The sequence below is a fragment of the Promicromonospora iranensis genome, assembly GCF_028994805.1.
In the GTDB taxonomy this organism is placed as follows: domain Bacteria; phylum Actinomycetota; class Actinomycetes; order Actinomycetales; family Cellulomonadaceae; genus Promicromonospora; species Promicromonospora iranensis.
In genome coordinates this window covers 295,256-309,654 of sequence record NZ_JAJQQP010000004.1, presented here as the reverse complement: position 1 = coordinate 309,654, position 14,399 = coordinate 295,256, and the positions used below count along the sequence as shown (strand labels likewise).

Below are 14,399 nucleotides of genomic sequence, written 5' to 3'. Positions count from 1 at the left end.
CGTCGCGCGCCTCTCCGGGGCCAGGTGGGAGCGGGGACACACCATCGCCCTGTGCCATGGCACCACGGACACTGCAATACGGTGAGCACGTGTCCCGCACGCCCCTCGCTCTCGCCGCCCTCTCGACCGCCGCCGTACCTGGTCTCGACGCCCAGTCGGTCCGCGTCGGCGACCTCTCGGGCGACTACGACGTCGCCGTCGTCACGGGTCAGGACGACCAGGAGTGGGTGGTACGGGCGCCGCGCACCACGGTGGCGGGCGCGGCCCTCGAGGCCGAGATCGAGCTGCTCGACGCGCTCCGCCTGTACATCGACACCGGCGTGCTCCCGTTCGTGGTGCCGCAGGTGGCGGGCTATGCACTGCTGCCGGAGGGCGGCCGGGCGGTGGTGCACCGGCGGATCATCGGCAGCAACCTCGACGTCGAGTCGCTGGAGCCGGGCCCCGGGCTCGCCGCCGACCTGGGCCGGGCCATCGCCGCGATCCACGAGCTGCCGACCTCGGTGGTCGAGACCTGCGGCCTGCCGAGCTACACCGCCTCCGAGTACCGTGAGCGTCGCCTCACCGAGGTGGACGAGGCCGCGAAGACCGGGCGGATCCCGTCCACCCTGCTGCGGCGCTGGGAGGCCGCCCTCGAGGACGTCTCCCTCTGGAAGTTCAAGCCGGTCGTCGCGCACGGCGACCTGGCGCCCGACCAGCTGCTCGTGGACCGGCAGCGGGTCGTCGCGATCTCCGGCTGGTCCGAGGCCCGCGTCGCCGATCCCGCCGACGACCTCGCCTGGCTCATCGCAGCGGCCCCGCTCGAAGCCGTCGACTCGATCATGGAGGCGTACCAGCTGCGCCGCACGGAGCTGAGCGACTCACGTCTCGCGGAGCGCGCGATGCTCGTGGGCGAGCTGGCGCTCGCGCGGTGGCTGCTGCACGGCGTGCGACACCGGCTGCCCGAGGTGGTGGAGGACGCGACGTCGATGCTGCAGGACCTGGACGAGGCGACGCTCGAAGAAGGGGCGTAGCTACTCCCCCCGGATGAGGGCCTCCAGCTCCGTCTCGTCGAGCAGGCGCTCCGGCCGGACCGTGGTGTCCGAGCCCACGTAGTAGAACGCGGCGCTCACCTGGTCCAGCGGCAGTCCCGTCCAGCGGGACCATGCCAACCGGTACACGGCGAGCTGCACCTCGCGCGCGGTCCGGGCCGCGGCGTCGAGCGGCTCGCGCCCCGTCTTCCAGTCCACGACCACCACGGCGTCCGGTCCCGCGGCCGGGTCCCGGAAGACGGCGTCCATGCGGCAGCGCAGCATGACCCCGGCCACCGGCGTCTCGACGTCGGCCTCTACGGCGACAGGCGTACGAGCCGACCACTCCGAGCCCAGGAACGTGTCGCGCAGCTTGTCGAGGTCGGTGTCCTCGGGGAGGTCGTCGTCCTCGGCACTGGGCAGGTCGTCGACGTCGAGCAGCGTGGCCGACGTGAAGAACTGCTCCACCCACTCGTGGAACCGGGTGCCTCGTCGGGCATGCACGGTCGGCTGCACCGGTACCGGACGGCGGAGCTGCAGGGCGAACGCCTCTCGGTCGGCGGCGAGCCGCACCAGGCCGGATGCTGACACGTGCGCCGGGAAGGCGACCTCCCGGTCCGCGTGCCGGTCGCGCTCGGCCAGGAGCATGCGGGCGAGGTCGACCAGGTCATGGCCGGCGGCGTCGGTGACCGCACCCCGCGGTGCGGTGAGCGCATCGGCCGGCAGGCGCATGGCGGCGAGCGCGACCAGGCGTTCCTCGGCCGCCTCGTCCACGAGTCCGGCCGTGGCACGCAGGACGTCGCGAGCGGTCAGGAGCTGTCCGCCGGCGGCATCCGGCCCGGCGATGTCCTGCCCTGCGATGTCCTGCCCGGTGGCGGCCTGTCCCCTGCCTCCGTCCGGCGCAGGCCAGACCGCCGTCAGCTCCTCGGCGTTGCGCGGGTTCTCGGCGTCCGGGGCCGGCATGGGCGCCCAGAGATCGGTGGTGACCAGACCGGCATCGGCCAGCTCGGCGAGGAACGGTGAGACGCCGCGCGGGCGGCTCGCCGTACCCCACCAGGACGCGGTGAGGAAGAGCTCGCGCCGGGCACGGGTGAACGCGACGTACGCCAGCCGGCGTTCCTCGGCGAGACGGTGCTCGCCGCACGCGTACTTGAACTCGTCGCGCAGCGCGACGAGGTCCTTGGTGTCGGAGGCGCGCTCCCAGGCGAAGCTCGGCAGGTCGTCCGCGTCGCCACGCAGGTGATAGGGCAGCTCACCGAGGTCGGACAGCCAGCCGGACGACGACTCCCCCGACCGTGAGCCCCGGTCCCACGTGGGGAAGGCACCGTCGGCGAGGCCCGCCACAGCCACCGCGTCCCACTCCAGGCCCTTGGCGGCGTGTGCGGTGATCACCTGGACGGCGTCCGGGTCCGGCTCGTGCACCGGCATGTCGAGGCCGCGCTCCTTCTCCCCCGCGACGCCGAGCCAGGCCAGGAACGCACCGAGCGTCGCCGTGTCCGACGACTGGGCGAACGACGCGGCCACGTCCCGGAACGCGTCGAGGTGCTCGCGCCCTCGGTCGCTCACCGCGCCCCCGACACCGGCGCTCGTCAGGGCTGCCGCGGTGGCCGCCTCGACGTCGAGCCCGAGGGCGCGCTCGGCCTGGACCACCAGCTCGGGCAGCGAGAGATACGTGAGACCACGCAGGTCCCGCAGCAGTCGGGACAGCGCCGTCAGACGCGCGTGGGCGTCCCCGGACAGCACCCGGCCGTCGCGCGCCGGCTTCCCCACCGGCGGCAGGTCGTCGAGCGCGTCGACGATCGAGCGGTGGTCCGAGACGTCGCCCTCGACGACACGGGGGTCGTCCGCGTCACCGTCGGAGCCGTCCGCGGCGTCCACCGGAGCGGCGGACGCCGCCGCCCGGCGCGGGTCGTCCATCCGCGCCAGGTCGGCCGCCCACGAACCCAGGGCGTGCAGGTCGGAGGCCCCGAGGTTGAGGCGTGGTCCGGTGAGCAGCCGCAGCAGCGAATCACCACGCGACGGGTCGTGCGCGGCCTGGAGCAGCGCGACGACGTCGACCACCTCGGGGGTCGACAGCAGGCCACCCAGACCGACCACCTCGACCGGGAGGCCGCGGCGGCGCAGCGCCACCTCGAGGGTGGGGAACTGCGCTCGCGCCCGGCAGAGGACGGCCGCAGTGGATCGCCCGTCCGGGTGCTCACCGGAGCGCCAGCGTGCCGCCACCCACTCGGCGACGGCCTCGGCCTCCTCCTCCAGCGTCGCGGCGACGTGCGCCGACACCACACCCTCGCCGGCCCCTGGACGCAGGTCCAGCGGGGGCACCTCGACGTTCGTGCCCGCCCCGGTCCGCGAGCGCAGCGGGCCCGACACGATGTTGGCGGCGGTGAGCACCGCGGCGTCGTTGCGCCAGGACGTCGAGAGGTAGTGCACGGCGGCGGGGGCGCCGTCGTCGCGTTGGAAGCGGCCGGGGAAGCGGGCGAGGCCTGCCGCGGAGGCACCCCGCCAGCCGTAGATGGACTGGTGGGGGTCGCCGACGGCGGTCACGGGGTGGCCGCCGCCGAACAGGCCGGACAGCAGCTCGACCTGGGCGTAGGACGTGTCCTGGTACTCGTCGAGGAGCACCACCTCGAACCGCGCGCGCTCGGCGGCGCCCACCAGCGGCACCTCGCGGGCGAGCTGGGCGGCGAAGGCCACCTGGTCGCCGAAGTCGAGCGCCTCGGCGATGCGCTTGCGGCGCCGGTACTCGACGACGAGGTCCACGAACCGGGCTCGCTCGGCGACCGAGCTGATGAGCTTGTCGACGTCCTTGGTGCGCTTCTTCTGCTTCGGTCCGAGCGGGATGGACTCGAGGTGCTCTGCCATCTCGGTCAGGTGGTCGCGGGCGTCGGCGGGGTCGACGAGGTGCTCGCCCAGCGCGCCCGACAGGGCCACGACGGCGCCGGTGACGGTGCTGACCGCCTTGTCGGTGCCGAGGTCCTCGTCCCAGGACTCCACCACCTGGGAGGCGAGCTGCCACTGCTCGGCCTGGCCGAGCAGACGGGCGCTCGGCTCGACGCCGAGGCGCAGGCCGTGGTCGGCGACCAGGGAAGCGGCGTAGGCGTTGTACGTGGCGACGGTGGGCCGGTCGAGGTCCAGGCCGGCCAGGGCCTCACCCGACTCCTCACCCAGTGCCCGGTTGAGCTGGGCCAGGCGGGTCTGCACACGCTGGGTGAGCTCGCCCGCGGCCTTGCGCGTGAAGGTCAGGCCGAGCACCTGCTCGGGCTGGACCAGCTTGTTGGCGATGAGCCACACGACGCGCGCGGCCATGGTCTCGGTCTTGCCGGAGCCGGCCCCCGCGACGACGAGCGCGGGCTCCAGCGGCGACTCGATGACGCGGACCTGCTCGTCCGTGGGCTCGTGGCGGCCGAGCAGCCGGGCGATCGCACGCGCGGACAGCCGGGTCTCCGGCTCGTGCCTGGTCACTCAACCACCTTCCGTCCTTCGGGCTGCAGCGGGCAGGAACGCCGCACAGGACACACGTCGCACAGATCGTTGTTCTTCGCCGCGAACTGCGCCGCGGCCATCGTGTCGGCGGCACCCTCCACGGTGTCGCGCGCCCAGCTGTTGCCGTCCTCGTCCGGGACGAGGGCGGGCTGGTTCCGCACGCTCGCCGACACCGTCTCGGTGCCGACGTAGACGAGGCTCGCACCCTTGCTGACCGTGCCCTCCGGCAGGTCGAGCGCACCCTCCTCCACAGCGAGCTGGTACGCGCCGAGCTGTGGGTTCTCCGCTGCCTTGTCCTTGCTCGCCGCGGACTTGCCGGTCTTGAGGTCGGCCACGGTCACGCTGCCGTCGCCCGCGTCCTCGACGCGGTCGACCTGGCCGCGCAGTCGGGCTCGGCCCACCTGCAGGTCGAAGTCGGCCTCGACGAGCAACGGCTCCCCCGAGTCCGCCAGGTAGTCGGCGAGCCGCTCGACCATCCGCTCGGCCCGCTTGCGGAGCTGCAGCGACGGCCACCCGTCGGGCAGCGCGAGCTCGGGCCAGCGCCGGTCCAGCTCCTTCTTCAGCTCGGTGAGCGAACCCTGGGGGTAGCTCTGCGCTATCGAGTGCAGCAGCGTGCCGAGGTTCTGGTGCGTGGCGTCCGGCTTGGTGCCGCCCGCGGCCTCGAACGCCCAGCGCAGGGCGCACGTGGTCACTGTCTCGACCTTCGACGGCGATACCGTCACGGTGTCCTGCGCACCCCACAGCGGGACCTCGCTCGACACCCCGGCGACGCCGTACCAGGTGCTCGGGTCCGCCTCGGCGACGCCCGCTGCCGAGAGGTCCGCGAGGAGCGCGGCAGCAGGCTGGTCGCCCGGCGTCGACAGCGCGGCGGCGCGCACCAGCTCGGAGCGGGCCGCGGCCACCACGCCGCGCAGGTCGAGCGGCGGACCGACCGGCACCCGCCGGGGGTCCGGCCCGTCGCCGCCGTCGTTCCGCGGCGACACGAGGTCGCAGAACACGCTGGGGGCCTCCTCCGTGTCCTCCACGGCGGTGACCAGGAGGCGCCGTCGGGCACGGGAGACCGCCACGGCGAAGGCGCGTAGCTCGTCGGTGAGGACCTGGCGCCGTGCCTCCGCGCCGACGACCCGCCCGTCCTCCGAGCGGCCGGCGATGAGCTCGACCAGCGCCTGCGAACCGAGCAGGGAGTCGCGCAGGCGCAGGTCGGGCCAGACGCCGTCCTGCACACCGGCCACGACCACCACGTCCCACTCACGCCCCGCGGCGCCCGGAGGCGTGAGCGCCTCCACGGCTCCCGCGCCCTGGGCGGACGCCGCCAGCGAGTCGGCCGGGAGGTCCTGCGACGCCAGGTAGTCGACGAACGCGGCGACCGGCGCACCCGGCATCCGGTCCACGAACGTCTCCGCCGCGCGGAACAGGGCGAGCACCGAGTCGAGGTCGCGGTCGGCCCGCAGCCCTGCCGGTCCCCCGGTGAGGGCGGCGGCACTCCACCGCTCGGCCAGACCGGAGGCGGCCCACACCGACCAGAGCACCGTCTGCGCGGTGGCGCCCGGCTCCCCCGCCGCCTCACGTCCGGCGGCAAGGACCCGGGCCACGGCGAGCGGTCCGCGCCGTACCTGTGTCGGCAGCAGGGCCGCACGTGCCGGGTCGGCCAGCACCTCGACCAGCAGCGCGTCCGACGTACGGCCGCCACCGGCCGCCAGCTCCTCCGACCGCAGCGCGCGCCGCAGCCGGCGGAGCGCCACGGCGTCGAGACCGCCGATCGGCGAGATGAGCAGCAGCGCCGCCGTCTCGGGGTCCAGCACCGGCTCGTCGCCGTCGAGCTCCTCGGCGATCAGGGCCTCCAGGCTCCCACGTGGGGCGCCCGCACACGTCTTCACCGCCGCCAGCAGCGGCGCCACGGCGGGCTCGTCGCGGAGCGGCAGGTCCGACCCGAGCAGCGCGACCGGCACCGATGCCGACACCAGCTCGCGCCGCAGCGCCGCCAGCCGCGTACCGCTCCGGGCGATCACCGCCATCCGCTCCCAGGGAGTGCCCCGCAGCAGGTGCTCGGCCCGCAGCTCCCGGGCGATCCAGGCAGCCTCCTGGGCCGCGCCCGACAGCACCGCCACCTGGACGGACGACGTGGGCTCCGTAGAGGGCGTCGTGGCAGGCTCCGCGGCGGCGGTGCCCGCAGCGGTCTCCGGTGCCTCGGCCGGCTCGTCGAGGGCAGGCGCACCCGCAGCGTCCTCGGGCGTGTACGCCGTCGCGCGCCGGTGCAGCGCACTCGCCGACACCGGGATCCGGTTCGTCACCGCGCGGGTGACCGCGCGCAGCTCGGGCAGCTGGCGCCAGACCGTGCCCAGCACCACCGTCTCGGCGTCGAACGCGCCGAAGGCCCGACCGGGTCCGGCCGGCGCCGCGGCCCGGCCCGTGAGGCCCGGTGCGGCACCGCGGAAGGTCTGGACGGCGGAGTCCGGGTCGGACAGCAGGACCAGGCGGGCGCCGTCGTCGTGCAGCACACGCAGGAGGCGGACGGTCGCGGCGGTGGCCTCCTGGTAGTCGTCCACCACGACCAGGTCCCACGTGGGCCGCGGCGTGCCCGGCACCTCGTCCTCCCAGGCACGCAGCGACTCGGCGGCCTCGTCGATGACCACTGCGGGGTCGTAGCGCGGCCCGGCGTCGGGCGTGGCGAGCCGCAGCGCCATCGTGTCGAGGTACTCCTCGTAGATCTGCGCGGCCATCACCCACTCGGGGCGGTTGTTCGCGCGCCCCATCTCGTCGAGCTCGACCGGGCCGAGGCCCCGCTCTGCGGCGCGCATGAGCAGGTCACGCAGCTCCTGGCGGAGTCCGCGCAGGCCGAGCGACTCCTCGGGCAGGCCGGGTGGCAGGGCCAGCGGCCGACCCTCGCCCGCCACGTGCCCCGCGAGCAGCTCGGCGAGCACCAGGTCCTGCTCCGGGCCCGAGACCAGCGTGGGTGTCGGCTGCTCCAGTGCCGCGGCTCGCTTGTGGAGCACGGCGAAGGCGGCCGACGAGGCCGTGCGCACCATCGGCGCGCCGACCGTACGCCCGGCCTGCGCCGCTACCTCGTCCCGCAGCCGTGCCGCGGCTCGCCGGGACGACGCGAGGACCAGCACGCGCTCCGGTCGCATGCCGGAGTCGAGCGCCCGCACGGCGACCTCGCACGTGACAGTGGTCTTGCCCGAGCCGGGCGCCCCGAGGACCAGCGTCGCCCGGTTGCTCAGAGCAGCCTCGGCCGCAGCCGCCTGGGTGTCGTCGAGCGGCACGGAGACGGCAGCGTCGGAACGGTCTCCGGGCGGCGTCAGCCGAGGTGCGAGGGCGAGGGTCGGTGTCACGTGGACGATCGAACCACGAGCCACTGACACTCCCGGAGGCCCCGCGCGGAGGCGTCGTTAATGCCCGTTTCGCCCCATGGCGGGACACTCACTCCGCAGCGGGGACCGGTGCGTCGGGGACCGGCCAGGGCTCGGGGATGCAGCCGCTCGTGGTGGTGGTCTGCTGCACCATCACCGTCGCGTGCTCACCCTCACCGGTACACAGGTCGTGGCGGTACCCGATCACGTGCCCGACCTCGTGGTTCACGAGGTACTGCCGGTAGCGCCCGGTGTTCTCCCACGCCTGGGAGCCCGTGGCCCAGCGCTTGAAGTTGAGCACCGCGGTCTCCTCGATGCCGCACGAGAGCTCGCCGATCGTGTCCAGCGGGAGGCAGAGCCGGTCGGTGGTGCCGGGGCTCGCGAGCACCACCCGCGCGTCGTAGCGGTCGGAGTCGGTCCACGCGAAGGTGGAACCGTCAGCGGCGTTCCAGCCGCGCGGGTCGTTCAGGGTGGCCAGCACGGACTCCGCGAAGACCTCCGGATCCACCGGCAGACCCTTCTCGACGGCGATCTGGACCCGCCAGACCTTCCCCTCCGCGGGCGCGGGACGGGACCCGCTGGCCACGACGAGCTCGCCGGACAGCTTCTCCTCGACGGCGATCTTCGTACCGACCAGGCCGGACCCGGGCTCCGGCGTCGGGGCAGAGCTGGCGCTGGGACTCGGGCTGGGCGAGGGCGGCAGCGACTTCTCCGGGGCCGGCTCGCCGTCCGGAGCCGCGGCCAGGGGCTCGGGCAGGTCGGACGTCGGCGGCTCGAGCAGCTCGTCCGCCGCGGTACCCACGCCGGCCCCGGTGCCCGACGCGGCGCCGGCCTCCGCGGCGGCACCCGGCGGCGTCGTCGACGGAGGGGGCGAGGTCCGCTCGCCGGACCTGGCCGCCTCGTACACGTTGCGCACCGCCGCGGCCGCCTCCGCGCCCAGGTTGTCCTCGACGACACCGGCCACCACTGCCGCGGACGCGTCCGGCTCCGTGCTCATGGTGGCCGCCATGCCGCCACCGAGCCCTACGGTGAGGCACACGCCGAGCGAGACCATCGCGCGCCGGGGGTCCTGCGCAGCGCGCCGCTTGACCTTCCGCGCCGCGGAACGACCGGCGGCAACGCCCTCGGACAGGAAACCCGCAGGCGCGCCCTCACGGGCGTGCCTGCCGGCGCGCCGGGGGGAGGACGGTCTGCTCACGCCGACCATGGTGCCACGCACGAGGCCATCCGCCCATGCCCCTGTCCACAGCAGCGCCGGGCACGCACGGTCTGCACCCGGTCCGCGCCTCGGGTCCGCACCCTCCCACCCGGACCTGTGCCGCCTCTCCTGTCGGCCCACGGCGAAACCGCGGGCCGAGGGCGCCGCCGCGTGACTAGGATCGTCAGGCCGGGTCCCCGGATCACCGGGCACACGGCGCAATCCCCGACCGAACTGGAGTAAACGTGGACGTCACCATCGGTGTGCAGAACCTGACGCGCGAGGTCGTTGTCGAGACGGAAGAGAGCGCGGAGGCCGTCGCGACTGCCGTCAAGAAGGCCCTGACCGGTGGCACCCTCGAGCTCACCGACTCGCGCGGCCGCCAAGTGATCGTCCCCGGTGCCGCCATCGGCTACGTCGAGATCGGTTCCGAGGAGCAGCGCAAGGTCGGCTTCGGCGCGGTCTGAGCGAGCTGTACCCCACGCCACGTGGCGGACGGCACACCCGCACGCGCCGTCCGCCACGTGGCGTTCATTACTAACGGGGCAGTGAACGTGTTTCGCTCACCACGCGGAAACATCGTGCGCGTACCATGAATGACGTACATCGGTTGCCCGGTCGTCACGTTCCGACCCCCGAGCCTGTGCTTCGGTCTCCCAGGAGGCCGCCCCGACAGGACGCGCAGCCTGGGTCCAACCCCGGCGCGCGATGATTTTCACGATCGGCTGCCGCACGAAGGCGCGATCGCCGGGCCATGAGGGCCCACCGCGCCGCGAGAGATGAAGGCGCCAGTGACTACGACAGACACCCCGGCCGCAGACGCGGTCACCGTGACACCCGAGCCGACGACCGGCTCGGGGCCCGACTACTCCAGCCCGTCCGCCATCCAGGCGCAGAACGTGACCTTCGCGGACTTCGGTGTCCGCCCGGAGATCGTCGAGGCGCTGAAGGACTCGGGCATCACCCACCCGTTCCCGATCCAGGCGATGACCCTTCCGGTCGCGATGAGCGGCCACGACATCATCGGCCAGGCCAAGACCGGTACCGGCAAGACGCTCGGCTTCGGCGTACCGCTGCTGCACCGCGTCGTCGCCCCCGGTGAGCCCGGCTACGACGAGCTCGTCGCGCCCGGCAAGCCCCAGGCCGTCGTCGTGGTCCCGACCCGCGAGCTCGCGGTGCAGGTGGCGAACGACCTGAGCACGGCGTCCGCCCACCGCAGCGTCCGGATCGTCCAGGTCTACGGCGGCCGTGCCTACGAGCCGCAGATCGAGGCCATGAAGACCGGCGTCGACGTCGTGGTGGGCACGCCCGGCCGCATGATCGACCTGCTCAACCAGGGTCACCTCACGCTGCTCCGCGCGGCGACGGTGGTGCTCGACGAGGCCGACGAGATGCTCGACCTCGGGTTCCTGCCCGACGTCGAGAAGATCCTGGCCCGTACCCCCGCGCAGCGGCACACGATGCTGTTCAGCGCGACCATGCCCGGCGCCGTGGTCTCCATGGCCCGCCGCTACATGAAGCAGCCCACGCACATCCGGGCCGCCGAGCCGGACGACCAGGGCGCGACCGTCAAGAACATCAAGCAGGTCGTGTACCGGGCCCACGCCCTGGACAAGATCGAGGTGCTGGCACGCCTGCTCCAGTCCGAGGGCCGCGGTCGCAGCATCGTGTTCGCGCGCACCAAGCGCACGGCCGCCAAGGTCGCCGACGAGCTGCAGACCCGCGGCTTCGCGTCCGGTGCGATCCACGGTGACCTGGGCCAGGGCGCGCGCGAGCAGGCACTGCGCGCGTTCCGCAACAACAAGATCGACGTGCTCGTCGCCACGGACGTCGCCGCCCGCGGCATCGACGTCGACGACGTGACGCACGTGGTCAACTACCAGTGCCCCGAGGACGAGCGCATCTACCTGCACCGCGTGGGCCGCACCGGCCGCGCGGGCAACACCGGTACCGCCGTCACCTTCGTGGACTGGGACGACGTGCCGCGCTGGTCGCTGATCGACAAGGCGCTCGAGATCGGGTACCCCGAGCCGGTCGAGACCTACTCCACGTCGCCGCACCTGTTCGCGGACCTGAACATCCCCGAGGGCACGAAGGGCCGCCTGCCGCGGTCCGCACAGCACCTCGCCGGGCTGGACGCCGAGGACGTCGAGGACCTGGGTGAGACGGGCAAGCGCAACAGCGGTGCGCGCACCGGCGGCGGTCGTTCCGGCGCTCCTCGCTCGGGCGGCCCGCGCTCCGGCGCACCCCGTTCCGGCGGCCGGCAGAGCGGTTCGCACAGCGAGCCCCGTGCCACCTCGCGGCCCGACGCCGGAGCCGTGGCCAGCGACGACAGCGCCCCGTCGGGCGAGCGCCCGGCGTCGGCCGGCGACGAGGACGGTGGCCAGCCCCGCCGTCGGAGCCGCAGCCGACGTCGCACGCGTGGCGGCCAGCCGGAGAGCTGACCCGGCCGTTCCCTGATCGAGCCTGTCGAGACCTGGTCTCGGCAGGCTCGATGTCTGAGGTGAGGCGTAGGTTGCTACCCGTGCAGATCGAGTTCACCGCTCCCCTGTGGCAGTGGCAGGTGCGTACCGACTCCTGGTGGTTCGTCACCGTGCCACCCGACCATTCCGACGAGCTGGCCGACCTTCCGCTGCCCCCGCGCGGGTTCGGTTCGATCCGGGTACGGGTGACGGTCGGGAAGACCACCTGGACCACGTCCGTCTTCCCGAGCGACAAGGACGGCGGCTACGTGCTGCCCATGAAGAAGAAGGTGCGGCAGGCCGAGGATCTCGTCCCGGAGAAGCCCGTCTCGGTGACCCTGGAGACGATCGACGTCTGACGTCGCGACGGGTCGACGTGCGGTGACGGGTCGACGTGCGGTGCCGGAGCGGCCGGAGTCAGACCGTGCGCACGAACTCGATGACGCCGTTGGCGATCATCTGGGTCGCGATCGCCGCGAGCAGCACTCCCGCGATCCGGGTCACCAGGGTGACGCCGGAGTCCTTGAGCACCCGGTGCACCAGCCCGGCGAACCGCATGGCCGCCCAGGTGCAGAGGCAGACCGCCACGATGCCGATGCCGATCGACGCGTAGTGCCCCAGCACCGACTCCCCGTCGTGCACACCCTGCTGCACGAACACCATGGTGGCCACGATCGTGCCGGGCCCGGCCAGCAGCGGGGTCGCCAGGGGCACCAGGGCCACGTTCTTGGCCGATCCGCCGGAGCTGGCCTCACCGGCGTCCATCTTGCCCATGAGCAGCTCCAGCGCGACGAGGAGCAGGAGCAGCCCGCCCGACGCCTGGAGGGCCGCGAGCGAGATGCCCATGTGTTCCAGCAGGAGCTGCCCGAACAGGGCGAACACCACGATCACGCCGAACGCGACGAAGATCGCGGTACGCGCGGCGCGCTTGCGGTCGTGCGCCGTCATCCGGGAGGTCAGCGCCAGGAACACCGGCACCGTGCCCGGCGGGTCCATGATCACGAAGAGCGTGACGAACACCTCGGTGAAGAGCGCGACGTCGAACCAGCTCACCGGAGCACCTCGAGGGCTCCCTGCTCGGCGATCGCCTCGAGGACCTCGGGCTCCGTCGTGTTCTCGCCGATGAGGTTCCGCTTGCCCGCGCCGTGGAAGTCGCTCGATCCCGTGACCAGCAGGTCCAGGGAGCCGGCGATGTCCCGCAGCCGGCGGCGGGCGTCCGGCGTGTGGTCGCGGTGGTCCACCTCGAGGCCCGCGAGCCCTGCCGCGGCCAGCTCCTCGATGGTCGAGTCGGGGACCACGCGGCCGCGCGCGTCGGCCCCGGGGTGCGCGAAGACCGGCACGCCGCCGGCGGCACGGACCGCCTGGACGGCGGCGACGGCGTCGGGCGCGTAGTGGCCCACGTAGTACCGCGTGCCGGGGCGGAGCATCGTGGCGAACGCCTCGTCACGGTCCTGCACGACACCCGCCGCGACCAGCGCGTCCGCGATGTGCGGGCGGCCGATGGTCGTACCCGACTTGGTCTGGGCGAGCAGGTCGTCCCACGTGATCGGGTAGTCCTGGCCGAGGAGGTCCACCATGCGCCGGGCGCGGGACGTCCGGTCGTCACGGGTGCGCTCGGTCTCGGCGAGCAGGTCCGGGTGGGTCGGGTCGTGCAGGTATGCGAGCAGGTGCACGCCGGTGCCCCAGCCGGGGGTCCGGGCGATCGCCGAGATCTCGGCGCCGCGCACCAGGCCGATCTGGAACCGCCCGGCAGACTCGGCGGCCTCGGGCCAGCCCGAGGTCGTGTCGTGGTCGGTGATGGCCAGCGTGGTGATGCCGGCCCGTGCGGCGACCTCGACCAGACGCGCTGGCGAGTCGGTGCCGTCTGACGCGGTGGAGTGCGTGTGGAGGTCGATCACTCCACCAGGGTAGAGATGCCTCGGCCCGCCGGGCGTCACGGACGGCGTGAGGTGCGGCACCCCGGCGGGGCCGGGGTGTCAAGCCCACACAGCACGTTCACCGACCGTTCGGCCGTCGTACGCCGCCCGCCCCGGCCGATCACGCATCATCGAAGGGATGACGAGCAGCAACCAGAACCCGCAGGACGCCCGCACGAGCGTCGTCTTCGTGCACGGCGTGCGCAGCTCGGGCGCGATCTGGGCGAACCAGGTCGAGCACGTGCGTGCCGCCGGCCACGAGGCCGTCGCGGTGGACCTGCCCGCGCACGGCACGCGCCGCCACGACCGGTTCAGCATGGACGGCGCCTTCGAGGCGCTGGACGACGCCGTCGCCGCTCTCCCGTCCGGGCCGGTGGCGCTGGTGGGGCTGTCCCTCGGCGGCTACACGTCGCTCGCCTGGGCGGCCCGGCCGGAGACCACCGACCGTCTGGTGGGCGTGCTCGCGGCCGGCTGCACCTCCGACCCGAAGGGCAAGCCCGTACGGCTCTACCGCGACGTCGCGAAGAACATCGCGAACGCCGCCTACCTGGGCCGCCGGCTGACCGGCCGGGTGGTGCACCCGAGCGTGCACCGCCCGCGCCTCTCCGTGCCCTCGGTGCGTCTCCCCCTCCGCCCGCTCCGGAGCGCCCCCGGCGGCGCCGACCTGCGGCAGATCGAGATCGCGCCGCACCAGACCGCCGAGATGTACCGGCCTACGTGGGACGTCGTCACCGACGCGCTGACCCACCTCGCCGGCCGCTCCTCGATCGCCAACGTGCGTGCCGCGCGGGTCCCGCTCTGGTTCGTCAACGGCGCCCGCGACGCCATGCGCATCGAGGAGCAGCGGCACCTCGCCGCGGCCCACGACGGATCGCTCGTGGTCATCCCCGGTGCGGGGCACGACGTCAACACGGAGGCCCCCACGGCCTTCAACCGGGTGGTCGCCAGGGCGCTTGCAGACTTCAACCGGCGTGCGTGAAACA

Annotated in this window: 10 protein-coding genes; 5 read left to right on the top strand and 5 right to left on the bottom strand. The window is 73.7% G+C overall.

Translation table 11 applies throughout. From position 1 onward, the window contains the following. Positions 1-89: 89 nt before the first annotated feature. Complete coding sequence (locus tag LUM46_RS08490) at positions 90-1,010, top strand: phosphotransferase (RefSeq protein ID WP_274993358.1); 921 nt, start codon at positions 90-92, stop codon at positions 1,008-1,010. Here LUM46_RS08490 and LUM46_RS08485 read toward each other — a convergent pair whose 3' ends face one another. From LUM46_RS08485 to LUM46_RS08475, 3 genes are all read right to left on the bottom strand, one after another. Beyond that, positions 1,011-4,469 carry an ATP-dependent DNA helicase gene (locus tag LUM46_RS08485; RefSeq protein WP_274993357.1) on the bottom strand — a complete coding sequence of 1,153 codons (3,459 nt, stop codon included), beginning with the start codon at positions 4,467-4,469 and terminating at the stop codon, positions 1,011-1,013. Continuing rightward, a complete protein-coding gene (locus LUM46_RS08480; protein ID WP_274993356.1) occupies positions 4,466-7,822 on the bottom strand; it encodes an ATP-dependent helicase in 3,357 nt (1,118 codons plus the stop codon). The genes LUM46_RS08485 and LUM46_RS08480 overlap by 4 nt, the downstream gene beginning before the upstream one ends. 88 nt (positions 7,823-7,910) lie before the next feature. Continuing rightward, the gene (locus tag LUM46_RS08475) at positions 7,911-9,038 is read right to left on the bottom strand and encodes a DUF3152 domain-containing protein (protein ID WP_274993355.1); all 1,128 of its coding nucleotides are present in this window, start codon (positions 9,036-9,038) and stop codon (positions 7,911-7,913) included. Between the two features lie 245 nt (positions 9,039-9,283). On the opposite strand from LUM46_RS08475, the gene LUM46_RS08470 reads away from it, so the two are divergent. From LUM46_RS08470 to LUM46_RS08460, 3 genes are all read left to right on the top strand, one after another. Continuing rightward, on the top strand, positions 9,284-9,505 hold the full coding sequence (locus tag LUM46_RS08470; RefSeq protein ID WP_274993354.1) for a DUF3107 domain-containing protein: 222 nt from the start codon (positions 9,284-9,286) through the stop codon (positions 9,503-9,505). A gap of 312 nt (positions 9,506-9,817) precedes the next feature. Continuing rightward, positions 9,818-11,482 (top strand): DEAD/DEAH box helicase, encoded by a 1,665-nt coding sequence (locus LUM46_RS08465; RefSeq protein WP_374726943.1) that lies wholly within the window; start codon positions 9,818-9,820, stop codon positions 11,480-11,482. Between the two features lie 80 nt (positions 11,483-11,562). Beyond that, on the top strand, positions 11,563-11,859 hold the full coding sequence (locus LUM46_RS08460) for a DUF1905 domain-containing protein (RefSeq protein WP_274993352.1): 297 nt from the start codon (positions 11,563-11,565) through the stop codon (positions 11,857-11,859). A 58-nt stretch (positions 11,860-11,917) separates the two neighbouring features. Here the strand turns inward: LUM46_RS08460 and LUM46_RS08455 are convergent, their stop codons facing one another. Both LUM46_RS08455 and LUM46_RS08450 read right to left on the bottom strand, forming a co-directional pair. Continuing rightward, a complete protein-coding gene (locus LUM46_RS08455; RefSeq protein WP_274993351.1) occupies positions 11,918-12,553 on the bottom strand; it encodes a MarC family protein in 636 nt (211 codons plus the stop codon). Beyond that, complete coding sequence (locus tag LUM46_RS08450) at positions 12,550-13,398, bottom strand: PHP domain-containing protein (RefSeq protein WP_274993350.1); 849 nt, start codon at positions 13,396-13,398, stop codon at positions 12,550-12,552. Before LUM46_RS08450 ends, LUM46_RS08455 begins: the two co-directional genes overlap by 4 nt. 157 nt (positions 13,399-13,555) lie before the next feature. Here LUM46_RS08450 and LUM46_RS08445 point away from each other — a divergent pair, with 157 nt between their 5' ends. Then, the gene (locus LUM46_RS08445; protein WP_274993349.1) at positions 13,556-14,395 is read left to right on the top strand and encodes an alpha/beta fold hydrolase; all 840 of its coding nucleotides are present in this window, start codon (positions 13,556-13,558) and stop codon (positions 14,393-14,395) included. Positions 14,396-14,399: the final 4 nt, after the last annotated feature.

Excerpts from the sequence above, each read along its gene's own strand:
- LUM46_RS08465 (WP_374726943.1), top strand. The coding sequence starts at position 9,818 with ATGAAGGCGCCAGTGACTACGACAGACACCCCGGCCGCAGACGCGGTC.
- LUM46_RS08445 (WP_274993349.1), top strand. The coding sequence starts at position 13,556 with ATGACGAGCAGCAACCAGAACCCGCAGGACGCCCGCACGAGCGTCGTC.